This is a genomic window from Paracholeplasma vituli (genome assembly GCF_025446935.1).
GTDB classification, from domain to species: Bacteria; Bacillota_I; Bacilli_A; order Acholeplasmatales; family UBA5453; genus Paracholeplasma; species Paracholeplasma vituli.
The window spans coordinates 40,756-64,926 of sequence record NZ_JAOEGN010000011.1; the positions used below are offsets into that span (position 1 = coordinate 40,756).

General features: G+C 38.1%; 22 protein-coding genes. 2 read left to right on the plus strand and 20 right to left on the minus strand.

Annotation, left to right across the window (positions count from 1 at the left end; all coding sequences use genetic code 11):
- Nucleotides 1-10 precede the first annotated feature (10 nt).
- The 13 genes from N7603_RS06370 to cysK form a co-directional block, all read right to left on the minus strand.
- A complete protein-coding gene (locus tag N7603_RS06370; protein WP_262096570.1) occupies nucleotides 11-1,090 on the minus strand; it encodes a phospholipase D-like domain-containing protein in 1,080 nt (359 codons plus the stop codon).
- The gene (gene rsmH / locus N7603_RS06375; RefSeq protein WP_262096571.1) at nucleotides 1,087-1,995 is read right to left on the minus strand and encodes a 16S rRNA (cytosine(1402)-N(4))-methyltransferase RsmH; all 909 of its coding nucleotides are present in this window, start codon (nucleotides 1,993-1,995) and stop codon (nucleotides 1,087-1,089) included. The genes N7603_RS06370 and rsmH overlap by 4 nt, the downstream gene beginning before the upstream one ends.
- A gap of 1 nt (nucleotide 1,996) precedes the next feature.
- Nucleotides 1,997-3,970, minus strand: coding sequence for an LTA synthase family protein (locus N7603_RS06380; RefSeq protein ID WP_262096572.1), 1,974 nt, complete (start codon nucleotides 3,968-3,970; stop codon nucleotides 1,997-1,999).
- A gap of 129 nt (nucleotides 3,971-4,099) precedes the next feature.
- Complete coding sequence (gene rpmF / locus N7603_RS06385) at nucleotides 4,100-4,285, minus strand: 50S ribosomal protein L32 (RefSeq protein ID WP_262096573.1); 186 nt, start codon at nucleotides 4,283-4,285, stop codon at nucleotides 4,100-4,102.
- An 11-nt stretch (nucleotides 4,286-4,296) separates the two neighbouring features.
- A complete protein-coding gene (locus tag N7603_RS06390) occupies nucleotides 4,297-4,746 on the minus strand; it encodes a YceD family protein (RefSeq protein ID WP_262096574.1) in 450 nt (149 codons plus the stop codon).
- 97 nt (nucleotides 4,747-4,843) lie between these two features.
- Complete coding sequence (locus tag N7603_RS06395) at nucleotides 4,844-5,431, minus strand: hypothetical protein (protein WP_262096575.1); 588 nt, start codon at nucleotides 5,429-5,431, stop codon at nucleotides 4,844-4,846.
- Nucleotides 5,432-5,631: 200 nt separating this feature from the next.
- Nucleotides 5,632-5,856, minus strand: coding sequence for a preprotein translocase subunit SecG (gene secG, locus N7603_RS06400; RefSeq protein WP_262096576.1), 225 nt, complete (start codon nucleotides 5,854-5,856; stop codon nucleotides 5,632-5,634).
- Between the two features lie 100 nt (nucleotides 5,857-5,956).
- Entirely contained in the window at nucleotides 5,957-6,961 is a 1,005-nt protein-coding gene (locus tag N7603_RS06405) for a siderophore ABC transporter substrate-binding protein (protein WP_262096577.1), read from the minus strand.
- Nucleotides 6,958-7,737 carry an iron ABC transporter ATP-binding protein gene (locus N7603_RS06410; protein ID WP_262096578.1) on the minus strand — a complete coding sequence of 260 codons (780 nt, stop codon included), beginning with the start codon at nucleotides 7,735-7,737 and terminating at the stop codon, nucleotides 6,958-6,960. The genes N7603_RS06405 and N7603_RS06410 overlap by 4 nt, the downstream gene beginning before the upstream one ends.
- On the minus strand, nucleotides 7,734-8,711 hold the full coding sequence (locus N7603_RS06415) for an iron chelate uptake ABC transporter family permease subunit (protein ID WP_262096579.1): 978 nt from the start codon (nucleotides 8,709-8,711) through the stop codon (nucleotides 7,734-7,736). The genes N7603_RS06410 and N7603_RS06415 overlap by 4 nt, the downstream gene beginning before the upstream one ends.
- Nucleotides 8,701-9,657, minus strand: coding sequence for an ABC transporter permease (locus N7603_RS06420; RefSeq protein WP_262096580.1), 957 nt, complete (start codon nucleotides 9,655-9,657; stop codon nucleotides 8,701-8,703). Before N7603_RS06420 ends, N7603_RS06415 begins: the two co-directional genes overlap by 11 nt.
- Nucleotides 9,658-9,796: 139 nt before the next feature.
- The gene (gene epsC, locus N7603_RS06425; RefSeq protein ID WP_262096581.1) at nucleotides 9,797-10,438 is read right to left on the minus strand and encodes a serine O-acetyltransferase EpsC; all 642 of its coding nucleotides are present in this window, start codon (nucleotides 10,436-10,438) and stop codon (nucleotides 9,797-9,799) included.
- Nucleotides 10,438-11,364 carry a cysteine synthase A gene (cysK, locus tag N7603_RS06430; RefSeq protein ID WP_262096583.1) on the minus strand — a complete coding sequence of 309 codons (927 nt, stop codon included), beginning with the start codon at nucleotides 11,362-11,364 and terminating at the stop codon, nucleotides 10,438-10,440. Before cysK ends, epsC begins: the two co-directional genes overlap by 1 nt.
- Before the next feature lie 116 nt (nucleotides 11,365-11,480).
- Here cysK and N7603_RS06435 point away from each other — a divergent pair, with 116 nt between their 5' ends.
- Both N7603_RS06435 and N7603_RS06440 read left to right on the plus strand, forming a co-directional pair.
- Complete coding sequence (locus N7603_RS06435; RefSeq protein WP_262096584.1) at nucleotides 11,481-12,095, plus strand: MBL fold metallo-hydrolase; 615 nt, start codon at nucleotides 11,481-11,483, stop codon at nucleotides 12,093-12,095.
- A 35-nt stretch (nucleotides 12,096-12,130) separates the two neighbouring features.
- The gene (locus tag N7603_RS06440; protein ID WP_262096585.1) at nucleotides 12,131-13,483 is read left to right on the plus strand and encodes an O-antigen ligase family protein; all 1,353 of its coding nucleotides are present in this window, start codon (nucleotides 12,131-12,133) and stop codon (nucleotides 13,481-13,483) included.
- A 46-nt stretch (nucleotides 13,484-13,529) separates the two neighbouring features.
- On the opposite strand, the gene N7603_RS06445 is transcribed toward N7603_RS06440, so the two are convergent.
- The 7 genes from N7603_RS06445 to N7603_RS06475 form a co-directional block, all read right to left on the minus strand.
- Nucleotides 13,530-15,839: an ABC transporter ATP-binding protein/permease gene (locus N7603_RS06445; RefSeq protein WP_262096586.1), complete on the minus strand. Its 2,310-nt coding sequence runs from the start codon at nucleotides 15,837-15,839 to the stop codon at nucleotides 13,530-13,532.
- A 115-nt stretch (nucleotides 15,840-15,954) separates the two neighbouring features.
- Nucleotides 15,955-17,232, minus strand: a complete 1,278-nt coding sequence (gene rlmD, locus N7603_RS06450; RefSeq protein ID WP_262096587.1) for a 23S rRNA (uracil(1939)-C(5))-methyltransferase RlmD — start codon at nucleotides 17,230-17,232, stop codon at nucleotides 15,955-15,957.
- On the minus strand, nucleotides 17,229-18,425 hold the full coding sequence (locus N7603_RS06455) for an L-serine ammonia-lyase, iron-sulfur-dependent, subunit alpha (protein ID WP_262096588.1): 1,197 nt from the start codon (nucleotides 18,423-18,425) through the stop codon (nucleotides 17,229-17,231). The genes rlmD and N7603_RS06455 overlap by 4 nt, the downstream gene beginning before the upstream one ends.
- An 8-nt stretch (nucleotides 18,426-18,433) precedes the next feature.
- The gene (locus N7603_RS06460; RefSeq protein WP_262096589.1) at nucleotides 18,434-19,936 is read right to left on the minus strand and encodes a carboxypeptidase M32; all 1,503 of its coding nucleotides are present in this window, start codon (nucleotides 19,934-19,936) and stop codon (nucleotides 18,434-18,436) included.
- A 9-nt stretch (nucleotides 19,937-19,945) separates the two neighbouring features.
- Nucleotides 19,946-20,905 carry a magnesium transporter gene (locus N7603_RS06465; RefSeq protein ID WP_262096590.1) on the minus strand — a complete coding sequence of 320 codons (960 nt, stop codon included), beginning with the start codon at nucleotides 20,903-20,905 and terminating at the stop codon, nucleotides 19,946-19,948.
- Nucleotides 20,902-22,230 (minus strand): magnesium transporter, encoded by a 1,329-nt coding sequence (gene mgtE, locus N7603_RS06470; RefSeq protein ID WP_262096591.1) that lies wholly within the window; start codon nucleotides 22,228-22,230, stop codon nucleotides 20,902-20,904. The genes N7603_RS06465 and mgtE overlap by 4 nt, the downstream gene beginning before the upstream one ends.
- A 128-nt stretch (nucleotides 22,231-22,358) precedes the next feature.
- Nucleotides 22,359-24,170, minus strand: coding sequence for an ABC transporter ATP-binding protein (locus N7603_RS06475; RefSeq protein ID WP_262096592.1), 1,812 nt, complete (start codon nucleotides 24,168-24,170; stop codon nucleotides 22,359-22,361).
- Nucleotide 24,171 lies beyond the last annotated feature (1 nt).

Consider the following 24,171-nt stretch of genomic DNA (forward strand, 5'->3'; position numbering starts at 1 on the left):
GCTGCACACTTTAGCTGAATAGTTTTTCAAAAAATGATTTCACTTTAGAGTATTTAATTGGATTCATTTGGATGGATGATTGAATCACTTCATGGTGGTTATCTAGAAAGGCTTGGTTTAAGTCTTTATGGCTTCTAACGACTAAAGAACATTCACCGAGTTGATAATAAGCTGAGTTATTTAAATTCGTAGACCCGACAATGAGCGTATCATCGACGAGTAATGCTTTCGCATGGACTAACCCTTCAAATAGATAAATCTTCGCGCCAAGTTTTTGAAGTTTATTCATCCAGTAGAGATTGTATTCAGTTTGAAGATTTGAAACACGTGAGGTTACGATGATGACTTCAATACCGTGTTTTAAAGCACTTTCTAGCGCGTTCATCGCGGGTTTCGCTCCGAAATAAGCCATGTGCATTAAAATGCGTTTTTGAGCCTTTTCTATAATTTCTGTTAAGTCTTTTTGAACATTAAAGACACCGTTTCTGTTCATGATGTAATCCATGGGTCTTAAGGCACTATAAGGGGTTTTTTGATTAAAGCGATCGAGGAAATACGCGACTTCCTTTGAATCCTCGATTCGAACCATATAGTCTAGATAACGTCTACCTTGAATATCTTTACCATCTTCTTTATCTTCAACATTGATACCGCCAATATAAAGGATTTTGTCATCGATGATATAAAACTTGGTATGGTCTTTTAAGATTGTACTTTTGAGGGTTAAATTGGGATGTTTTATGAATCGTTCTAAGGCTTGGTTTTGGTTTTGACGATACCCTTTGGGTTTACGCTTATCGTGATATCCGATATCGATGATACGGGTTAAAAATTGGAGTTTCTTATTGTGGGGTTTATGGAATAAGCTCTGTTTATTTTCTTCGGCTTTTTCGAAAATCGAACCGAACGCGTCTTTTTGAATGGTGACTTTAACACCACGGTCTAAGGCTTTTTGAACGTGACTCAATAAGCGATTGCCAATGTTGTCATCACGCCAAATAAACATTTGAATGAGGATAGAGCCTTGAGCTTGATCGATGTCTAAAATGATTTCATTGAAGGCGTTATGCCCATAATTAATCCATTTCATGACTTAACCTCGTTTTTAATCGCGGCTCTCAGTTTCGCACTATTCGAGCGGCTATTTTCTGCGAGTTCTTGTTCGCTCGGTAAAATTGGTTTTTTTGAGATTAGTCTAAGCGGTGGTGTCGGTAAGTTGAGCATCGGAATGCCTTTAGGAACATGAACTTCACTGTTTGTTTTAAAGAAGTGTTTCACGATCCGGTCTTCTAACGAGTGGAAGGTTATGATGGATAGTACCCCACCCGGTTTTAAAATCTTTAATAGTTTCGGTAAGGTTCTTTCTAAAACCCCAAGTTCATCGTTGGTTGCGATACGGAGAGCTTGAAAGACTTGTTTCGCGGAGTGAGATTTAGACTTATATTTATACATATCGGTGATTTTCACCAAATCAAAAGTGGTTTCTAGTGGTCTTAGTTCAATGATTTTCTTCGCAATCGGTCTAGCGAAGTCTTCTTCTCCGTACACTTCAAAGATGTACACAAGTTCTTCAAACGACGCGTAGTTCACGATATCGTAAGCCGTCTTGGTTTGAGATTGATTCATGCGCATGTCAAGTTTCGCATTCTGCATATAAGAAAATCCTCTTGACGCGTCGTCGATTTGGAAGGAGGACATCCCTAAATCCATGACAACGCCATCGATTTCAGTAATGCCACGTTTTTGAAGTTCTTCTTCAATGAATTCAAAGTTCGATTCTACTGCAGTGAAGTTATTGAATTTAGATAAACGTTCTTTAGCGGTTGCTAACGCGTATTGGTCTTGATCAAAACCATATAAATGACCCCCAGATAACGCCAATAAAATGGCTTCACTGTGACCGCCCCCACCGAGGGTTGCGTCCACGTAAATGCCATTTTTCTTGAGGTTCAGTGCGTCAATCGATTCTTTTAGTAATACACTGTAATGTTTCATATTATTCTTTATCGAAATAACGATATTTCAGTATCGCATCGTTCACTAATTTATATTTTAAGAACCACTCTTGAATCTCAAGGGTTTTATCTGCAAATGCTTCATTATCTACTTCAAGCGCTGGTACGATTAAGTGATAATCGTCTGTGAATAAATCAAGCGTCATTGGATTATAGGAGAATGAGCGGTTGTTCGAGGTGATTTCTACCCCAAAATGATACACTTCATTAAGGTTAAAGAGGTTGCTGACGGTACGTTTGATATCGGCTTGACCACGTACTAAAGATGTATTTAAGTCAAATCCAGATAAATCCATGCCAGGCGCGTAAATTAGGAATGGAACATTATGAGCCAGTTCTTGGAATTGATGATGTGTGATGTCTGGGTAGATTTGTTTTAAGTCACCCATAGTCATGTTTCCTGTATGGTCACCATACATCATAAACACCGTGTCTTTAAGGATATCGAGTGTTTCAAGTTCCGTAAAGAATGCTTCTAAGACTTTATCAAAACGGTGGTTAAAGTCGAAGTAATTACCTAAATCACGAACGATGGTTTCTTCCCAAACATTCACACTGGTAATACCTTCAACATCAAAATACGGGGTATGTGTAACCGTCGATAAACCGAAGACGAACTGATCTTCGTCTTTTTGAAGGACATCGGTAATGTAATCAAAGATGACCGTATCGTCGACCCAGCCGTTGATGATATCTTGTTCTGGATCAAAATAATTTTCTGCAAGTAAACGTTCTGCTGGAACAAACTCTTCAAAACCAAGTAGTTCATAGTTGATGAACCGTTTGTAGAAGGATTCGGTTGAACCGTTGATGCCATAAGTCTTATAGCCCTTATCTTTGAATAAGCTAGGGATGGTTTCAAAGTTGGTTGCGAGATAATCAAAATACGTTACAATTTGACCGGTTGGATAGAGTCCTGTCAGTGCTGCGAATTCTGCGTCACTGGTCTTACCGACACCGAAATTCGAATAGAATTTGTCATAGTATAGAGTTGAGTCTGAATTCACGATGCTATTCATGAATGGCATGATTTCATATGAAATGCCATCGACTTCTACCGATAGATTCATCATATAGTCGTTTAAAGCTTCTAATTGTAAAATGACCAACTTCTTACCTTCAAAAATACCTGTTAGATCTGCATTTATACAACTTGGATTACCTTCATAATTGAGCGGGCAAGTTTGTTGTGCATTATCAATAAACGCGTCGACTTGCGCTTTAAGGGTTGGCTTTTGTTCAAGTTCAACCACTTCTTGTGGAATGACTGTATAACTGATTAAGTCCACTAAGTAATAGTTATAAATTCCCATGGTTTGAACACCTTTTAAAGCGTTACGGTGTTCTTCATAGAAGGTATTATTGATATGGTTATAATAAACCATTTGCGAGAATGTTGTCATTAATAGCCCTGTTAAGATGGTGGTGATGGCAAGTTTTCGTCTTCTGTTTTGGTTTATAAATTGTGGGGTTTCTTTAAAGCGTTTATGGGTAAATAAAGTGATTCCTAAATAGATGAATAAGAATGCTGGAATTAACGCGATATATTGACCCATTCTAAATAGATTACGCCAGAGGTGAATGGTTAATTGTTGACCTAAGACTGGTGCACTGTTGGAAAATGTTCTCGCATTGAAAAACGAGAATGCAGTTCCGTAATAGAATGCATAAATCTTTAAGGAAAAGACTAACACAGATAAGGTGATGCCTAAGATTAGGACGGATAGTGAAAAACTGCGTTTGGTTTTAAATAGAATTAAAAATAGGCCTACTAATGCTAGTAGTAATCCCAAGTCTCCCATCCAAGCATTTAAACGAATCATCAAGGATTCGTAATATAAATTCATACCTGGATTAAAAAATTGTGCGGTGACCATAACACGATTGAGCATAGTGAGTACTACAAATGCTGTTATAATCAAAAGGATATATCCTTTGTCTTTAATTCTTCTCATAAACAAACCTCATTTTTAATAATTCATGAATATCTTATAACTAAAGCGTTACTTTGTAAAGCCATTTATACTTCATGTAACCGCTATGTAAAGAAAAAGATGCCCATCGGCATCCTTCTTTAAATCTGATTATTCAGATTCTTTGACGTTAACTACTTTATTGCCTCTGTATTCGCCAGTAACTGGGGATACTCTGTGAGGTAATACTAAGTCACCTGTTTGTGGGTCAACCACTAATGTAGGTTTGCTTAGTTTGTAGTGTGTACGACGTTTTCTTTTTGCAGTCTTAGACGTGCGGCGAAAAGGAATTGCCATCTTCACACCTCCTATTTTTTGTCAAAATGGTCTTTTAATTGAGCGAATACTTCATTGATTTTCGGTTCTTCTTCAAACTGATCACGTGGAGCATCCTCCGCGTAGACTTGCATTGGGATCATCGGAATGATGGCTCCCCATACGATGTCGCCTAAGTGGATTTTGTCTTCGATGATTCGGTATTCAGCGTCACTGGTCTCTGAAACATCTTCTTCAATTTTGAAACTGAGCGGGTAAATCACCGGTTTAAGTGTAATGGCACACGGTAGGGTTAATGTCGTTTCAATAGTTAAATCGAAATGGACATAACGGCTCTGTAAAAACTGGACTTGGCCAGTTACCTTAACCAAATCAATGTCATACATCAGTGTTTGATCTTTTAAGCGATTTTTGAAGTCGAGTGTAAGATTCATGCCCTGATTGGCATATTCGGTTTTGAGCTTTTCAAGTGTTAATATCATACAATCACCAGCTTGATTAATTATACATGGTTTTATACTGTTTGTCAAACATAATTAATATCGATAATCTCAAGTAAAAAGCCCACGTTTTCGTGAGCTATAAGCCGCGTTTAGCGCGTAGCAGTTTCATTATGTTATGTAAGACTGTTTGGGTATCTTCAGGAATCGAAACGCCTGCTTGAAGAATCTTTCGATCCACAACTACATCCTTCATTCTTACGGTAATCGCGTGATCATTCACGAGATATAGTTGGAAATCGATGTAATGGTGATTGGTCCCACGTTCATAGAAACGAATGGAGTTGGTTTCAATCGACACAATTGATCCATACGGAATCTCAACGGTATAGTCATCTGTAAATGCGCCACGTTCATGGTCAATCAGTGCTGTGTAGTAAAACAGTTGATGCTCACCAAAAAGAAATACGGTAACACGGGCTTGATTATAGCGAATATGGTCATTTTTCTTAGACATTTTAAAGAGAATGCTCGATCCTTTAAAAAATGCTTCAGGTAAAGATACGACTAACGGGTTTAATTCATTGGTTTCCGCTTCGGTTAAGCCAAGAATGCTTCTAGCTCTCACTAAGGCTTTGTTATAGTCCTCTTGTGCATAAGCATCAAAATCCTGTGCTCCTTTAATTTTCTTCCTAAAATACTTTTTCATGAATTTAGCGCGGTCCATCAGCTCATCTCCCTCATGTGATGAATCTAAGTTTATTTTATCAAGATAATCGAATTTAGTCAATGAAACCCACCTTTTCTGACCTGTTTATTGAATAAATTAGACTTTTATATGAAGTAATCGATTCATTGAACGTATTTATACGGCAAAAAATCCCTTAACTAAATAAGGGATTTTTATTGTTTTTTGAGTAAGTTATTTTAGTGGGTAAGGATGGACGTGATGACCATAGCCACAAATAACACGGAAACGACAGCTGTGAATCTTACTAAGAAGAGTTCTAAGCCTCTCGCTTTTGAATTTTTAAATAACTCTGATTTTTCACCAGAGAATGCCGCTGCGACATCGTCTTGTGAAGATTGTAAAGCAACTGCTACAATGAGTAATAAACCCAATACCATAGCGATATAATCAGCAAAATTCATGTGGGTACCTCCTAAAATACACTTTATTGTATCAATTAATCGTTTTGTTGTCAACTGTCAACGGTGTGGTTCGCTGGTTCTCTCTTTAAGAGTCTGTTTATTAGGCAACAAACAGGGCCTTCACATCGTTAATCATTGTAAGGGTGGATTGATAACCCCCACTGACAATGTACCACGCAACCGAATCTAATAAGACCATACGGTCATTTTTAGCTGCGTTCGTTGAATTGACAAGCGCGTTATCTAATACACCTATAGAGGCTTCACCACCGATGGCTGCGGCACGGTCGACGATGAAAATAACGTCTGGATTTAAAGTTTGGATATATTCAAATGAAACGATATCCCCATGCGTGTTTGCATCCCCATTACCAAAATTCGCATCTGCAGCTAGGAATCCAAGTTCGTTATGGATGAATCCAAAACGAGACCCAATCCCATAACCTGAAATGTCATCGCCATTGGTCATGAAAATTAAAGCCTTAAATGTGCTATTTTGAGCTAAAGTTTTCACTTCAGAAGTCTTGGTTTCTAGAGTTGAAATCATGGTGTCAAAAGATTCCACACCACCAAATATTTTCTTTAGGTTGGTAATGTTGTTTACGACACTTTCTAAATACTTCGTGTTGTTCACAGCGACATTTAAAACCGCGACACCACCAAGTTCACTTTTAAGTTTGTCATAGGTCCAGGCACTTCTACTGGAAATAATGACTAAGTCTGGGCTAAATAAATCTAGGTTATCAAAGTTCGGTTCGAATAACGTACCTGCATTGGTGACGCTATCGACATTATATTTAGATAAATACGCTGGAACGTTGGATTTTACAATCGCTAAATTTTCAATACCAAGTTCATCGATTCCGATGGCATCTAAGATATCTAATACGCCAAAATCAAAGATGGCGACATTTTTTGGATTAGTTGGAATAACCTCATCGACCGTTTCGTTGGACTTATTGGTATCTGTACTTGAAGTCGCGTGTGTAACGGTTTGGGTAATGGTGACCGTTTCTGGATAATTCTTATTGTCATCCACGATGGTGCACGCCATTAGGCTAAAACTTAAAACGAATATAAGGCTTAAGTATAATAATTTTCTCATAGTTTGTCATCTACACTTTCTTGATAATATATAAAGTATTTTTTTCCATTCACACCCGCAATACAAAACTCATGGTCAAAGACATAATCTAAAACATCTTTCTCCATGATTTGATCTGGTGTACCTTCTTTAATGATTTTTCCGTCTTTCATCGCGATGATGTGATCTGAGAAGGTCGCGGCGAAATTGATGTCATGTAAGACTATCATAACAGTCTTGTTGAGTTTCTTAACCAAGTCTTGAAGGATGAGCATCATATCCACAGAATAACGCATATCGAGGTTATTAAGAGGTTCATCTAATAAGACATATTTAGTATCTTGTGCTACAATCATCGCGATGTAGGCACGTTGTTTTTGCCCACCCGACAGCTGATTGATGTTCTTATGTTCGACTTCTTTTAATCTTAAAAATTGAATGGCTTCGTTGATTTTTTGTTCATCAAAAGTAGTCAAATTTCCTTTAGAGTGTGGCCAACGTCCAAAACTTACCAATTCACGAACAGTTAGGTTCACGTTAATTTGATTGGTTTGTTTTAATATCGCGATGGCTTTCGCGAAGTTGTGAGGTTTCACTTTAGAAATGGGTTCACCATCTAATAAAACGGTGCCTTGATCAGCTTCAAGCAATTTGGAGATGACACCCAAAAGCGTAGACTTACCTGCGCCATTTGGTCCAATTAAAGCGGTGACTGCACCTTCTTTAATGGTGAGATTGATATCGTCTAGTACAACCAGACTGCCATATTTTTTATGAACATTTTTAATTTCAATCATGCTTTTTTATCTCCTTTTACGAGAATTGAGATCATATAAAGACCTCCAATTAAATTGATGAGTACTGCGAGTGAAGTATTCAAATTCAATGTGGTTAAGACTAACTGTCCTAACACTAAGAATACAACCCCAAGCATCGAACTCATCCATAAGAGTGGTTTGTGGTAATCGGTCTTGATCAGTTCTCGAGCTAGATTAACCGTAATTAATCCTAAGAACATGAGTGGCCCAACTAATGCGGTCGATACCGAAATCAAAATCGCGATATAGACTAAGTTTCGGTTCATAAGTTTGTAATAAGAAACCCCTAAACTCTTAGCTTGGTCTTCACCTAAATTCATGACGTCAAAGGATTTGGTGTCTCTAGACATCAAAAATATAACGACAATCATAATCGGTAATGCCAAATACCAAAGGATATCGGTATTCATATTCGACAGGCTCGCCATTGAACGCGAAGTCACTACGAGAAAGTCGTCCGGATCAATAATTCTCGATAGGAAGGACGTTAGACTGCCCATCAGTGTTCTAAAAACCAAACCCACTAATAAGAGTAAAGCGAGGTTGTTCTTCCCCTTTTTAAGGACGAATCCATAAAGTAATAAGGAAGAAAGAACCATTACGGTGGTTGATATTACAAAATTATAGTAAGGATTGCTGATGAAGAGTGAAGACGAACCAAACAGGAATACAATTAAGGTTTGTGACAACACAAACGTCGAATCGAATCCAATGACACTCGGTGTCAAAATTCGATTTTGAGTAAGTGTTTGAAAGAACAAACCTGTCATACCCATCGTGATTGCGACCACAATCATGGCGACCACACGAGATGCGCGTCTACTTAACCCACGTTCAAGTTGACCTATTGTGATGACGTCAATCCCAATCAGCCAGAACGTTAAGTATAAAACAATAGAAACTACTACCAACAACCCAATCCATAACATCGGTTTCATAAATTTACTTGGCATGATACACCCTCCTATAAATTAAATATAAGAAAATGATCGAGCCTAATACGCCCATAGTTAAGGATACTGGAATTTCATAAGGATAAATGATCATTCTCGATAAGATATCTCCGATTAAAACGAAGATACTACCGAATAATGCGATATCAAGAGCGTTCTTCTTCACGTTGTCGCCATAATAAATCGAGACGAGATTAGGAACAACCAATCCAATGAATGGAATGGACCCCACAACGACGAAGATAGCAGCGGATACCATCGATATGATCACTAAACCAATCATCATCGTACGTTTATAGTTCACACCTAGATTCTTGGCGAAATCTTCACCAATCCCAATAATGTTAAACTGAACCATATATATAAATGCCAAAATGAGTGGCGGTACAATCACATAAAGTAATTCATAGTTCCCAGCGATTTTGGTTGTAAAACTACCCACCCCAATCGTATCGACAAATTGGGTCGCGTTGAACTGATACGCTAAGAATGAAACAATCGCAGCGACAATGCTACCAAACATCATCCCGATTAGTGGGACATAGATTTCATTCTTAAATTTAATTTTGTTTAAGATCGTGATAAACATGAATGACCCTAATACAGCGAACCCAAACGCGAATACCAACTTGAAGGTTAGGGAGAGTGTCCCTAACAATAAGTAAGCGAGTAATATACCGAGCTGTGCAGAATCAGTCACACCGACCACAGAAGGGGATATGAATTTATTCTTACTGATGGTTTGTAAAATCAATCCTGAAATGGACAAGCCTACAGCAGTTAAAATAATCGCTAGTGTACGAGGGATTCTTGAAGTCCATAATAAGAACCACGCCTCTTTGTTTAGTGATACGATATCTTGTATTTTGATGTCAGAAACGCCTACAAAAATAGACATGACTAACAGCACAATAAATAACAAATATAAATAAAGCCGTTTTTTCAATGGAAACCCACCTTTTTAATACAAACCTATTATATTTTTTTAGAGTTGACAATTCAAAAAATATAGTAAAGATTATAAATAACTAGGTTTTTATCTCATAATAAGGCGATTTTTAGAAAAAAATCTAGGACATATAGTCCTAGATAGTAGATTCGTCTTTTGAAGCTAATTGCTTTTGAAGTTCTTCTAACCGCTCTTTGATTTGAGCGAGTTCTTGTTTCATGATTTCACATTCGCAAGTCGAGTCGTATACACGCTTGCCATCAATTGATATAAAACGCATCGGGTTACCGACGACCACACTTTTTTCAGGTAAGTCCTGTTTCACAATGGTGCTCGCACCAATGATAGAATCATCACCAATTTTCACGGGCCCAACCAAGGTCGCGTTCGCATATATCGTGACGCGATTACCTAAGATTGGGTGACGATTGCCTTTTGAATTGGTTGAGTTGGACCCAAGGGTTACCCCATGGAACATCACACAATCATCACCAATCACTGCAGTTTGTCCGATAACAACACCTGCTCCGTGATCGATAAACAAACCTTTACCAATTTTAGCACCTGGGTGAATATCAATATTGGTGAATGTTCTGCCTATATTGGATATAACACGTGCTAATCCAGTAAAGCGTAATTTATAGAAAAATCTCGCTACACGATAATACATGAGCGCATGAATCCCAGGATAAGCTAATAATATCGTTAGCTTTGACGGGGCTGATGGGTCATGTTTCTTCGCTTGATTGATCGTCAAGCGGAGTTCTTTGAAGAACATTATTCAAATACCCCCGTGGATAAGTAACGTTCACCAGAATCTGGTAAGACGACCACAATGTTCTTATTTTTATAGATTGGATTTTTAGCCACTTTCACTGCCGCAACTAAAGCAGCACCTGAAGATATGCCTACAAAGACACCTTCTGTCTTCGCCACTAATTTCGCCATATGAATGGCTTCATCGTTGGTTACGCGGATGATTTCATCAATTACTTTCATATTTAATACATCCGGAATGAACCCCGCACCAATCCCTTGAATACGGTGTGATCCAGGTTTTTCTCCGGATAGTACTGAAGAATCGTAAGGTTCAACCGCAACAATTTTAACGTCTTTAAGGGTTTGTTTTAAGACTTCACCAACACCGGTGATGGTACCACCGGTACCGACACCCGCTACAAACGCAGCGACTTCGCCGTCAGTATCGTTTAAGATTTCCACAGCGGTTGTCTTACGGTGCATTTCGACATTCGCAAGATTTTTGAATTGTTGTGGCATGATATAGTTTGGGTGTTCTGCAAGGAGCGCTTCTGCTTTCGCAATCGCACCTTTCATACCCATAGGACCTTCGGTTAAGATTACAGTTGCACCTAAGGCTTTTACTGTCATAACGCGTTCTTTTGTTACAGTTTCAGGCATGATAATGATGAGTGGAATATTTTTAGCAGCACAGATAAAGGCTAATCCAATTCCCGTGTTCCCAGACGTTGGTTCCACAAGTACTGTGTCTTTTTTGAGTAGACCTCTTACCTCTAGGTCATCAACCATCGCTTTCGCAAGTCTGTCCTTGACACTAGAAAGCGGGTTAAAACGTTCAATTTTAGCAATCAATCTGCCTTCAGTTTGAGTTTCTTTTTCGAGTGTGTGTAATCTGAGTAATGGCGTATTGCCCACCAACTCAGCATAATTTTGATAGATTTTCATAGATAGTACCTCCATACCTTATTGTATGCTTTTAACGCATTATTTACAAACGATTTAGTTGCTTTTGCTTTTACCTTTCTAAAGAAAACGCTATAATAGGACATGAGGTAAGAAACATGCAAATAAAACGATTCACACTTGGCGAAATCCGTAGCAACTGTTACGTCGTCTATCATAACCAACATGCGATGGTCATTGACCCAGGATTTGATACTTATGAGGTCAAAGAATTCCTCGCCGACAATAACTTAACATTAGACATCATCTACGCCACCCATGGTCATTTTGATCACATTGGTGGTATCAACGGGTTAAAGGCACTCTATCCAAAAGCAGTGGTGATAGCTCCTAAAAAGGATGCTGTATTCTTTGATCCAGCTTTTGGTATTTCACGCTTAAACTACAAAGTCCATGTCGATGAGTTTCTAGACGATGACATCGAACAAGTGATTCCATTCCAAGGCTATGAATTTAGAGTCATTCATACACCAGGACACTCAGAAGGCGGTACGTGCCTATATACAGAAGGCGTTTTATTTTCAGGGGACACCCTGTTTTATATGACTGTTGGTAGAACCGATTTATACCATTCTTCATTCGATGCACTTAAAAAAAGTATCTTAGAAAAACTTTATATACTACCTGAAAACACTTTGTGCTATCCAGGCCATGGTCGAACAACACATATTGGATTTGAACAAATAAATAATAGTGTGGTTAGAAAACCTTAGTTTTGTTTTATAATAGATTTACGCGGTAATTGAAAATGAAGAAAATTGAGGCTTTCCTAAAATCGAATGTGTTCCTAATACTCGTCAACGGTTTGACGTTTTTTGGTTTCATCTCACGAGGTGAAAATCAAATATATAACACGTACGTACTCTTGACTTTCTTGATTTTGCTATCACTTATTCTAATCTTCTTTAAGAATACAATTTATACTGTACCCTTCATGATGGGTATCATGTATGGTTTTAACATGCAAAACCCGAACTTGAATACCATCAGTGAGTTAGGTTTTGTCTATTTAATCCCGGTATTTGTTGTCGCTTCCATCGTTATCCACTGGATACGCTTCAAGCCTAAATTTACTAAAGGGGTGCTCACAAAACCCTACCTATGGATTGCGTTAGCGTATATTGGTTCCATATTCTATGTAAATATTACGGTAACCTACCTTCAATTATCACTTGTCGGATTCCTATACCTAATGGTCTATCAATTTTTCCGTCAAACCATGAAGACCGATGAATCCTATATGATGCGAATACTGTTTTTCGCATCACTCTTATTACTAGCTGAGCTTTCTTATAATATTGGCCTCGGCTTCTTCTTAGAAAACTTAGAAAAACCGATGCGAGAACGCATTTCACTTGGCATGAGAGCGTCTTGGTTCAATGCCGATTTCGGATGGGCTAACATCAACGATGTGGTCATCCATATCACTTTATTAATGGGTGCACAGTTTTACTTAATCTTAAAATATCCTAAAAACATCTTGCTTTGGATTTTCCCACTGTTAACCGGTTTTGTTGTGTTTGTCTCGGCTTCACGTGGTGGGTATTTATCGATGGCATTATCATTCTTATTCTATATTCCATACGTCATAAAGAAGACCAACAAGTGGGGCATTCTCAATATGATTTACGCCTTCATCATCGTTGGACTCACATTATATGAACTGAGATTATTGGTGGAAATCGCTTATGAGATTGCGATCCAAGGTGGGTGGGATGATTTAGATAGTTTCTCATCGAGTCGAATCACACTTTATAAACATGCTTTAGATATATATAAAGAATTCCCTGTGTTTGGTGGGGGATGGGAATCGATGACCGATATCGGTAATCCAGACCGAATCCAAGTCTTCCATTCTACAATATTCCATTCACTCGCTGTGATGGGCACCTTTGGATTACTTGGCTTATTCTACTACTTCTATCAAACTTTTAAGTACTTATTTACGAAACGTAATCTGGTGAAAAGCGTCATTTTGATAGGCATTTTAGTTTCACAAATCCATGGTTTAATCGATAACACCATGTATATGATTGTCTATACTTTCGCAACCCTCATCCTATTCAGTATGTTAGAAAATCTTGAACAAAATACCATCTAAGTATAATTAAAATCGGAAACCCGTTTAAAAGGTTTCCGATATTTTTTTAGTCGTTTGCGCGAAGCGCTTCTACTGGGTTCTTCTTCGCAGCTAAGGACGCTGGGAATAAACCGGCAATGAAGGTTAAGGTAATCGACACCGCAATCATCGACAATACATGTACCCATGTGAGTTGTAAGATTTGTGCCATTTGTTCGTTTAAGTTTTCCACAATTAAATTGATTGGGAAAGATAGAATGTAGGTTATGGATGACCCGAGGATACCTGCAGTTAAACCAATTAAGAAGGTTTCTGAGTTAAATACGCGTTTTACGTCTTTCTTACGCGCACCCAGTGCACGTAAGACCCCAATTTCTTGAGTTCTTTCAATAACTGAGACATAGGTAATGATACCAATCATAATTGAGGATACTACCAAGGATATACCTGCAAAAATAACTAAGACAATCGAAATCATATTCACGACACTACCTAAAGCAGAACCAATCGTTTCAGCTAAATCTAAGTAGATTATCTTATCGGTTTCAGAGACGGTTTTATTATAAGCCTCAATCACATCGATGATACCTTCTTTAGATTCATAGGATACTGGATAAATGCTGATGGATATAGGCTTTTGATCGACTCCGATAAAGGATTCAACGAGTGGTCTTTCCATCGCTTCTGCAACAAAGTTAGTTCCTGCAGGTCTCAAGCTTTGTCCTTGAGCACGGAAGTCCATGACATAGTAATTCGAATTTTTTTGAGCGATACCAACTTGTGAAGTTAACGCCTTTTGTAAGAGGACGTTATTAAAGTCATCAAGATGGTAAACACCATCATCAATCGTAAATACGTTTTCTACTTTCGGTGCTAGAACCGCAGAGATTTTTAACACCATACCATTGTTGAATGCATTCGATAAATCGGTGTTAGGTTTGAAAATCGTCTTACCAGCTAATGTGGTCGAATCCGCTTGATAGTAATCGTTATAGTAAGGTGATACGAGTGTTTTACCCACTAAATCTGTATACGCAACTGACCCATCTGTTGGTAAGTTAAAGGCTTCTAAGACACGTTTATCGACACCAAACTCATCGTTTAACAAAATGAATATTTCATAGACATTTGGGTCTGTCACAGTTAACGATCCTGCCATGATGTCAAAGTATTCATTCAAGAACGCTTTATTGGTTTGTGCAAATTGAATGGATTCTTTATCAACTAGTCTATAAACGCCCGCGTTTTGTTGTAAGAGTAGCGTTTGAACAGCGTATTCATATTCAATACTGGTGAAATCATTTGGATTTAGATTTTGTTCTAAATAACTTATAAAAGCAGGGGATAAGTTATTCAAATAAGCCGATGGTGGAATGCTCGAGTCGTATGGTTTTACATAACCATTCGATACCGGTGCAGGTGCATCAAAATCCGGTGGACCAAACGTCACTGAATACTGATTAATCATGATTGGAATGGACACCAAAGCGCCACGTTCAAGGTCTGATACGGTCTTGTTAAAGCCATTACCGACACCGAGGACTAATAAGACCCCAATGATCCCAATCGAGCCTGCAAACGCTGTAATCAACGTTCTAGCCAGTTTAGTTCTTAAATTATTAAAGGATAATTTAATCGCTTGTAAGTAAGACATCGAAGTCTTCTTAGGGGTGTAGACAGTCTCATCATTTTTGGTGGATTGTGTGGTTTTGGTATCGGATACGACATTACCATCCAATAGTCGAATGGTTCTCGTCGCATAGGTATCTGCTAACTCTTGGTTATGTGTAACCATGATGACCAATTGTTCTTTCGCAATTTCTTGGATTAACTCCATGATTTGAACAGAAGTTTGAGAATCTAACGCACCTGTTGGTTCGTCCGCTAAAATGATTTCTGGGTCATTCGCAAGTGCTCTCGCAATTGCAACACGTTGTTTTTGTCCCCCAGAGAGTTGAGCTGAACGCTTGTACATTTGGTCTTTTAAACCCACTCGAATTAAGACTTCTTCTGCCTTTTTACGACGTTCTTCGATCGATTTACCTGCAAGGGTCATCCCGAGTTCGACGTTTTCAATAATGGAGATGTGGTTGATCAAGTTGTAGTTTTGGAAGATGAATCCAACTTTGTTGTTACGATAAGCATCCCAGTCACGATCATCAAATCGTTTGGTGGATTTATTCTCAATAATCAAATCCCCAGATGTGTATTGGTCTAACCCACCAATTAGGTTTAGTAGGGTTGTTTTACCACATCCAGATGGCCCTAGTATCGCAACAAATTCGCTACGATCAAAGGTTAGATTGATATCATGCAGTGCCGTAAACGGCTTTCCCGCAATGAGATAATCCTTCTTAATATGTTCTAATTTAAGCATAATAAAAAACCTCATTTCTTCAATGAGGTCATTATATCACTGATTCAATAAATTCTTATGTACTAATACACATTTTTTTGAAAGTAAGAATTTATTTAGTAAAATGTCTTAACTTTCACATTTTCTCTAGTCTAACAATCGTTTCTGTTTCAATCGTATGATAGAACATTTTAACTGGTGTCACTGAGGTTACACGATAATGTGCTTTAAGCATGTTGATGTCTCTTACTAATGATTTTAAATCACAGGAAACATAGATAATCTCTGGAACTAGATGTGTTAATAACAATTGTTTAGTGTGATCATCTAACCCACTTCTTGGCGGGTCAAAGACGATGGTGTCCGCTAAAGGTAAGTAGCGTTCAATCGCTAACGAAACATCCGATTCAATCAATTGAACATTTCGAATGCGGTTTTCCTCTAACGCAATCTCAGCGGATAAAATGGCCTCGTGGTTTGATTCTATTGCGTAAACTCGATCGACCCGATCAGATATAAACTGTCCAATTGAAGCCATCCCTGCATAAGCATCAATGACCACTTTCCCTTTTATGAGAGATTTTACTTTTTCATACATGCGTAACGCAATCGGTGTATTGATTTGGAAAAACGCCTGTGGTTTTAATGAGAACTTTAAGTTACCTAAGTTCACTTCAAGGGTTTCATCTCCAAAAAGTAATATGGAGGTTTTACCCATATTTTCATAATCATTATCTAAGATATTCTGATAAATAGATGAGATGATTGGTAAGCTTAAATGACTTAAGAAGATGTCTTTTTCAGACCATTCAGGTTTTGTTGTCCCAAAAATAAGCATCACTTTTTGTTGGAAAGAGCGTAGTGTAATGTGTTTTAGAGTATCGTCTTGTAGCTGAACCATTTTGAATATTTCATTCAGTTTTAGTATCACTTTTTGAATCGGGTCGCTCGCGAGCACCATATGCTTAACTGGATATAAACGGTTCGACCCGGGTTCAAAGACACCCATTTTTAATGTGTCAAGCTTGGCTACGTGTAGAGTCACTTTGTTTCGGTAATGGCGGTCACGATTATCACACAAGATTGGGTCAATAGAAACATCCATTTTCGCAATCTTTCTGAAGGTTTCTTCGGTGATTTTTTGTTGCCAATCCAACTGGGATTGAACATTTAAATGTAATAAGGGAGCGTAATGTAAGTCGTCTGGGTTGTCTACATTAACGCGTAACATGCTCGTGGTTTTCAGATTAATCAGTTCGCCAATAAAATAGGTTTTCTTATCTTTGGTAATACGAACCAATCCGGTTTCCCCTTTTAACATGCCCTTTACAAAAACAACTTTTTCTTGATAACGACAGACACCTTGACCTTGATAATCGAGGTCTAGCGCTGTTAACATAACGGGTTCTTTCATTTCTTTTGCTTATAGAAATAGGCCATCCCAGCTTCGGCCGTTTCTTTGTATTTTGGATGCATATCTAATCCTGTCTGATACATCGTATGAACTATCATATCAAAGGATATCTTACGTGTATCTGTTAAAAATTCAGAGAGTCCTGAAGCGTTGATTGCACGAATCCCAGCGACGGCGTTTCGTTCGATACATGGGATTTGGACATACCCGTCAATCGGGTCACAGGTAAGGCCTAAATGGTGTTCCATCGCGATTTCAGCGGCGTATTCGATTTGTTCGATTTCTAAATCAGATAAATACGCATGAGCCGCTGCTGCCATCGAACAGGCAGACCCAACCTCAGCCTGACAGCCTCCAACCGCGCCACTGATGGTCGCGTTTGTTTTAATGATATTGCCAATTATACCTGCAACTGCCAAGGATTCGATGATTTTTTGATCGGACATTTGGTGATGGTGCTTCATATAGTATAAGACCGCTGGTAATACTCCAGACGCACCACAGGTCGGTGCGGTAACGATGATACCCCCAGCCCCATTTTCTTCTGAGGCTGCGAAGGCGTAAGCCGAGACCAATCGGTTTTGTCTTTGGGCGTCAGTTTCAGTCGTTTTAGCACGGTCCATCAAGGTTTTCGCTTTTCTTTGAACCTTTAAATCCCCTGGTAAAACCCCTTCGGTTTTCAATCCGGTTTCAACTGTCTTTTGAAGTTGAGTCCATATTTCATTTAAGAACGTATCAATAGTAGGCCCTTCAAATCGTTTAACGTAAGTATATAGATCAAGCTCTTCCTTTTTACAGTAAGCCTTAATCTCATCAAAGGATTGGTGTGGATAAATCATCTCGATGTGGTTTTCTTCGTTATCATAAAGGATATCACCACCGCCAATCGAACGAACCGATACCGTATCGATGAGTGTCTCATTATGATAAACTTCAAACACAAAAAAGTTTGGATGTTGTTTGATATCGATGTTGAACTTAAATTCAACAGGAATGGGTGATAAGGTTTGTTCAATGATGGCGTCTGTTAAATGGCCTTTACCGGTTAAAGCGAGGGAATTATATAGGGTCACCACATAGCGGGTAGCATTTTTATGTTTTTCTTTAACATAGGAAGCTGCGAAACCAGGTCCCATCGTATGAGATGACGATGGGCCATGTCCAATCTTATATAGTTTACGTAAGGACTGCATACACCCTCCTAGGCTTCAATGCCTAATAACTTCGAATACTTCTCTTTGAGATAATTCACATAATAATTAGGATTAAATGATTCTTGAGTCGCTTTTAAAATGAGGTCTTTAGGTTCTATCGATTTACCATATTGATGGATATGATCCTTTAACCAAAGATTGATTTTCTCAATTTCATTGTTTCTAACAGTACTTTCAATGTCTAAATCTTGATTCATTCTATGGTAGATTTGTGCAGAAATCGCTGAGCCTAATGCGTAAGTTGGGAAGTAACCAAAGGATCCAAATGCCCAGTGGATATCTTGTAACACGCCTTCGGCATCGGTTTTTGGATTCAGACCTAAATATTGTCTATAAAGACGGTTCCAAACCTTCGGAAGATCCTTCGCTTTTAATTTACCATTGAATAGCATCTTCTCAATTTCATAGCGTACCATCACGTGTAAACTATAAGTCAGTTCATCAGCTTCAACACGGATGAAATCGCGTTTAACTTGGTTGATGTATTTCATGAACTCTGCTTGGGTCACATTCTTGAGTTCTTTTTCAAAAACAGTTTGAAGTTTTTCATAATGGGTATCCCAAAACGCTTCACTACGGCCAATCATATTTTCGTAGAAACGGGATTGAGATTCATGAATGCCCATTGATACTCCACCTTTTAACTCAGTGTAATCGTATTCTGGTTTCACTTGCTGTTCATAAATGGCGTGACCCATTTCATGGATGGTTGAGAAAATCGCACTTCTGACGTCATTTTCATGATAAGCGGTTGTAATACGTGTATCGACACTCGCGACGCCTGAGGTAAATGGGTGTGCACTTTGTTTTAATACACCCTTTTTCAAATCGTATTTAAAGACATCTAATAAATAAGTGTTAAATTCAATTTGTTTCGCTTTAGAGAAATGACCTTTTATCAGTTTTTTGGATAACTTTTGAGGCACTTTAGAGGCTTTTAAAGCGAATGGAACCAAATCGGTTTTAAGGGTATTAAAGAAGTGATCATAATCTTCTACAGTCATCCCTGGTTCATACATATCGAGTAAAACATCATAGCCTTTAACAGTGTTTGTTTCTAAATATTTAACCAAACGTTTTTGATAGTCAATGACCTTCTCTAAGGTTGGTAAATAAGCAGCGAAGTCGTTATTCTTTTTCGCATTCGACCAGATGAAGCCTGCTTGCGAGAGTAAGACTTGGAAATCAATGTATTCCTGTTTAGGAATTTTACGCAATTGATCGAGTTCTTTCTTCACCCGTTTGATTTCAACCTTTAAATCGTCTGTGAGGTCTTTATCATTTGAAGCTAAGTAATCAATCGCTTGAATACGGTCTTCTGCCATTTCGACGTCGTATGCTAAACCGGATAAAACTTCAATTTGTTGACTTCTATATTCTAAAGCACCTTCTGGGGTTTCGGTTTCGACATCCCAAGACAATAGCCACATGGCGTATTGGTAAGCCAGTTTTTGTTTTCTGGCGTTTAAGTAAATTTCTAAATGGTTCATAGGGTCTCCTTATAATAAAATGATGGTTGCTAAAGTGAAATAAATCGTTAGTGCGATGACGTCATTTATGGTCGTCATGAATGGTCCCGAGGCGACACTTGGGTCGATTTTAAGTTTTCTTAATAGGATTGGTACCAACGCCCCAGTGAATGCGCCAATGAGTAAGGCTGCAAATAGTGAAATCGCGATGGTGAGACTGAGTTTAATGTCGGCACTATCGTTTTTAAAAACCCATAAGAATAGATAGCTGAAGATAAACCCAACAACAGCTAAGAATAAGCTATTCATGAGGCCAATTAAAAGTTCTTTCATGACAAACGATTTCATATTGGCATCGGGGTCCTCGTTGATGACGAGAATCGCTTTCGCTAAGGATTGTGTGGAAATATTCCCAGCTGAATCCAGAATCATCGGTTGAAATAATATTAATACGATAATCGCTTCTAAAGTCGCTTCAAAAAACGACAATACCGAGGCGGTAATCAATGAAAACCCGAGGAGTAATAAGAGCCATGGTAATCGTTTTTTACTTCGCATCCAGGGTTTAGAATGGACATCATACTCATTTAAGAATGCCATTTTATGGAAGTCTTCTAAGGTTTCATCCGCAAGTAAATCTAAAGCCATTTCCGCTGTAATTACACCAAGCAGAGCTTTCTTCTTAGACAAAATCGGGATCATATGTCGGTCGTAGTTTTGAACCGTATCAATCGCTTTTGAAATTGGATCATCTTCATAAACAAAGTGATAATTTTTTAACATCAATTGATCAATTCTCAGTGGACTTCTCGCAATAATTAGAGCTTTCAAATCCACAACACCCACCAATTGACCTTGATCAATGACGTACAGAATATCAATGAGTGAGTCCTCATCAGATTGTTTAACCACCACTTTCATGGCGTCTTTAACATCCATCTCAGGCGTTAACGTGAGAAAGTGTGTATTTATTACATCTTTTAGTCTCATAATATCACCCCAATCATCCATGTGGCGATACCGTAATAGGTCAGTATGGTTGTAATATCAATCACAGTGGTGAGTAAAGGCCCTGAAGCACTGGCTGGGTCTAACCCCACTTTATGGATGACTACCGGAATGATGGCTGAGAAAAATGTACCAATGATTAAAGATAACAATACACTGATTCCGACAATACTACCGAATAGGTATGGATTTTCAGACAAACTTGGGTTGAAAACGATGAATAAAAGCGTTACGACAAATGAGATTAAAGATAGTAACAACCCGGATAAGGCTGCAGAGGAAACTTCATAGAAAATATTTCGTTTGATGACTTTATCTGGTTCCTCATCTGCAATCATAATTAAGCTAAAGGTTAATGTTTGAGTCCCTGCGTTCCCAATCATCGATAGAATGAGGGGTTGTAAAATGATGATGATTGTATAATCTTTTAAAACGCCTTCAAACTGTAATGCGAGATTTGCAATCGGTAACGCAAGTAATAATAAAACAACCAACCAGGGTAATCTTTTAAGTGCACTGGTAAACGTTGAATCTGAAACATCTTCACTTAAAGTAGTCATTTTTTGGAAGTCTTCGATCATTTCATCTTCATAAGTATCGATGGCATCATCTACAGTTACTATCCCTTTAAGCATATGTTGATCATCTAATACAGGTAAGATATTAATCGCTTCTTCTTGCATAAGGGTAGCTGTTTGTTCTTTATCATCGGTATCGAGTGCGAATAAAGATGGTTCATAAAGTGTTTCAATCGCACACGGTGATTTCGCTTTAATGAGCTTTTTTAGCGGAACAACGCCTAAGAAGGTGTTGTGTTTATCAATGACAAAAAGTTTAGAGATGGTTTCCACATTTGGCGCTTCACTAATAAGTTTTTTCATTGCATCTTTCACATCCAAATCGGCTGTGAGCGTGATGAAATCGGTATTCATGATGGAACCAGTCTCATCGTCTGTATAGGATTTTAAGGATAGAATATCTTCTTTTAATTCTTCCGAAAATTGTTCGATTAATTCTGTAGAGGTCTCTTCTTCAAGCTCATTAAGAATGTCCATCGCATCATCGGGATCCATTTCACTGAAGATATCGGCGGTATCTTGAGCATCCAATGTTTCTACAATTTCCGCTGCATCATCGACATCCAAATACGAAAGCAAATCCGCTTTTTGAGTGTCATCAAGTCGTTCGAATAATTCGACTTGTTCGTCTTCTGTAAGCGACTCATAAAGTTCTTTCAGGTCGTAGGCATGTAGAGATTCTAAATAGTTTTTTTGTTCTTCATATGTTAAGTTTCTGTAATCGATCATTGACATGCCCTCCTTCTATAGTATAACCCAAAAATGACCCAATTGGTTACAGAAAGGTTTCATCAATTGTGGTTTTTTAATGTTGAAAACAAAAAGAAAAACCACCGAAGTGGTTTTAGTTATAAGGTTCAATTCGATTTCTTTTGGTATTGTAATTCATATAAGTGATAATACAAACCTTTTTGTTTTAATAAATCTTGGTATGTGCCAGATTCTTTGATTTCACCCTTTTGCATGACGATGATTTTATCCGCGTGTTGGATGGTTGAAAGTCTATGTGCAACCACAAGCATTGTCGATAACTTCATCATCTTTTCGAGTGAGGTTTGAATCAAGGCTTCGGTCTCAGAATCAATATTCGCGGTCGCTTCATCTAAAATCATAACGGTGGGTTCATAGACTAAGGCTCTCGCGAAACTGAGTAGTTGACGTTGACCGGTTGAGAAGTTGTTACCGCGTTCTCTAACGATATGGTCATATGTGCCATCAAGTTTATCAATAAATGTGTTAGCACCGACGTATTCACTCGCTTCAATGACTTTTTCTCTTGAAATAGTTTTGTCATTGAGTGTGATGTTACTACCGATGGTGCCTGTAAATAAGAAGACATCCTGTGGCATTTGACCGATGTATTTTCGGAGACTACTACGTTTAATTCTTCTGATTGGGATGCCATCAATGAGGATTTCACCTTTTTGAATATCATAGTTTCTAACTATCAAACTCATAATGGTGGTTTTACCTGAACCGGTCGCACCGACAAAAGCTACGGTATCGTTCGGATTCACTTTAAATGACACATCTTTTAAGACCCATTCATCTTCTACGTATTGGAACCAAACGTTCTTAAATTCTATTTCACCTTTAAAGTTTTCTAGTTCGATTGCGTCATTTTCATCTTCTATTTCTGGTTTAGTATCCAAAACGTCAAAGATTTTTTCAGAAGATGCCATCGCACTTTGTAAGACGTTGAACTGTTCAGCGAGTTGTTGAACCGGTTCAAAGAGTTGAGAAGCGTATTGATACATCATAACAAGCAAGCTTACTCTTAGGATGATCGCTGCAGGTTCTGCACCTGCTAAGGTCATATCGATGATTGAGGTTGCGAAATAGTATAAGACAATTAAGGTTGCTGCCATCGAGAAGATGAACATCAGTGGGCGATAAATCGCGAATACCATCAATTCATTGAAGTAGCTGTTTCTAAGCTTTTGGCTATATTTGATAAATTCGGATTTCTTCTTTTCTTCTTGGTTAAAGATTTGAGTGAGTCTCATCCCAGATAAGTTTTCTGATAAGAACGCATTGACATTCGATACGTTATTTCTGACTTTACGATAAGAATTTCTAGATAACTTCCTAAAGAATATCGTGGAAATAAAGACGAACGGGAATACCAGACACATGATCAAGGTCGCTTTATAATCGATTGCGAACATAATCACCAAATAGGTAAGCATCATCAATATGTTTCGAATTAAGTTGACGATGACAGAGGAATACATTTCAGATAACGTATTAGTATCGTTATTGACACGGGTAACCAATTTCCCAACCGGAATTTGGTTAATCTGTGAATTCGATAACGTATGAATGTGATTGAATACATTCTTACGAATCCCATACACAATCTTTTGACCTGATTCTTGTAAAAGCCAGTTTTGATAATAAATGATGAAGGAAACCCCGATGATTATACCTAAGAATAAGATCGATACCCATAAGAAATTGAGCATCTTATCGTTGACCGATTGATTACTATCGATGATTTGAATGGTATACCCGATTAGAATGGGTCCAATCGATGAGGCTGCAACATCTAAAATCATCATGAGTGAAGCGTAGATGAAATTCTTTTTAAACGGTAATGCGTAACGGATTAAACGGTTTACAATTTGCCAATCGGTTTTGGTGATCGTATTTTCTTTAAAGTCTTTCATA

Excerpts from the sequence above, each read along its gene's own strand:
- N7603_RS06465 (WP_262096590.1), bottom strand. The coding sequence starts at position 20,905 with ATGAGACTAAAAGATGTAATAAATACACACTTTCTCACGTTAACGCCT.
- N7603_RS06460 (WP_262096589.1), bottom strand. The coding sequence starts at position 19,936 with ATGAACCATTTAGAAATTTACTTAAACGCCAGAAAACAAAAACTGGCT.
- N7603_RS06415 (WP_262096579.1), bottom strand. The coding sequence starts at position 8,711 with ATGCCAAGTAAATTTATGAAACCGATGTTATGGATTGGGTTGTTGGTA.
- N7603_RS06410 (WP_262096578.1), bottom strand. The coding sequence starts at position 7,737 with ATGATTGAAATTAAAAATGTTCATAAAAAATATGGCAGTCTGGTTGTA.
- N7603_RS06445 (WP_262096586.1), bottom strand. The coding sequence starts at position 15,839 with ATGCTTAAATTAGAACATATTAAGAAGGATTATCTCATTGCGGGAAAG.
- N7603_RS06370 (WP_262096570.1), bottom strand. The coding sequence starts at position 1,090 with ATGAAATGGATTAATTATGGGCATAACGCCTTCAATGAAATCATTTTA.
- N7603_RS06475 (WP_262096592.1), bottom strand. The coding sequence starts at position 24,170 with ATGAAAGACTTTAAAGAAAATACGATCACCAAAACCGATTGGCAAATT.
- N7603_RS06380 (WP_262096572.1), bottom strand. The coding sequence starts at position 3,970 with ATGAGAAGAATTAAAGACAAAGGATATATCCTTTTGATTATAACAGCA.
- rlmD (WP_262096587.1), bottom strand. The coding sequence starts at position 17,232 with ATGAAAGAACCCGTTATGTTAACAGCGCTAGACCTCGATTATCAAGGT.
- N7603_RS06440 (WP_262096585.1), top strand. The coding sequence starts at position 12,131 with ATGAAGAAAATTGAGGCTTTCCTAAAATCGAATGTGTTCCTAATACTC.
- N7603_RS06390 (WP_262096574.1), bottom strand. The coding sequence starts at position 4,746 with ATGATATTAACACTTGAAAAGCTCAAAACCGAATATGCCAATCAGGGC.
- N7603_RS06435 (WP_262096584.1), top strand. The coding sequence starts at position 11,481 with ATGCAAATAAAACGATTCACACTTGGCGAAATCCGTAGCAACTGTTAC.
- N7603_RS06455 (WP_262096588.1), bottom strand. The coding sequence starts at position 18,425 with ATGCAGTCCTTACGTAAACTATATAAGATTGGACATGGCCCATCGTCA.
- mgtE (WP_262096591.1), bottom strand. The coding sequence starts at position 22,230 with ATGATCGATTACAGAAACTTAACATATGAAGAACAAAAAAACTATTTA.
- epsC (WP_262096581.1), bottom strand. The coding sequence starts at position 10,438 with ATGTTCTTCAAAGAACTCCGCTTGACGATCAATCAAGCGAAGAAACAT.
- rsmH (WP_262096571.1), bottom strand. The coding sequence starts at position 1,995 with ATGAAACATTACAGTGTATTACTAAAAGAATCGATTGACGCACTGAAC.
- N7603_RS06395 (WP_262096575.1), bottom strand. The coding sequence starts at position 5,431 with ATGGACCGCGCTAAATTCATGAAAAAGTATTTTAGGAAGAAAATTAAA.
- cysK (WP_262096583.1), bottom strand. The coding sequence starts at position 11,364 with ATGAAAATCTATCAAAATTATGCTGAGTTGGTGGGCAATACGCCATTA.
- secG (WP_262096576.1), bottom strand. The coding sequence starts at position 5,856 with ATGAATTTTGCTGATTATATCGCTATGGTATTGGGTTTATTACTCATT.
- N7603_RS06405 (WP_262096577.1), bottom strand. The coding sequence starts at position 6,961 with ATGAGAAAATTATTATACTTAAGCCTTATATTCGTTTTAAGTTTTAGC.
- rpmF (WP_262096573.1), bottom strand. The coding sequence starts at position 4,285 with ATGGCAATTCCTTTTCGCCGCACGTCTAAGACTGCAAAAAGAAAACGT.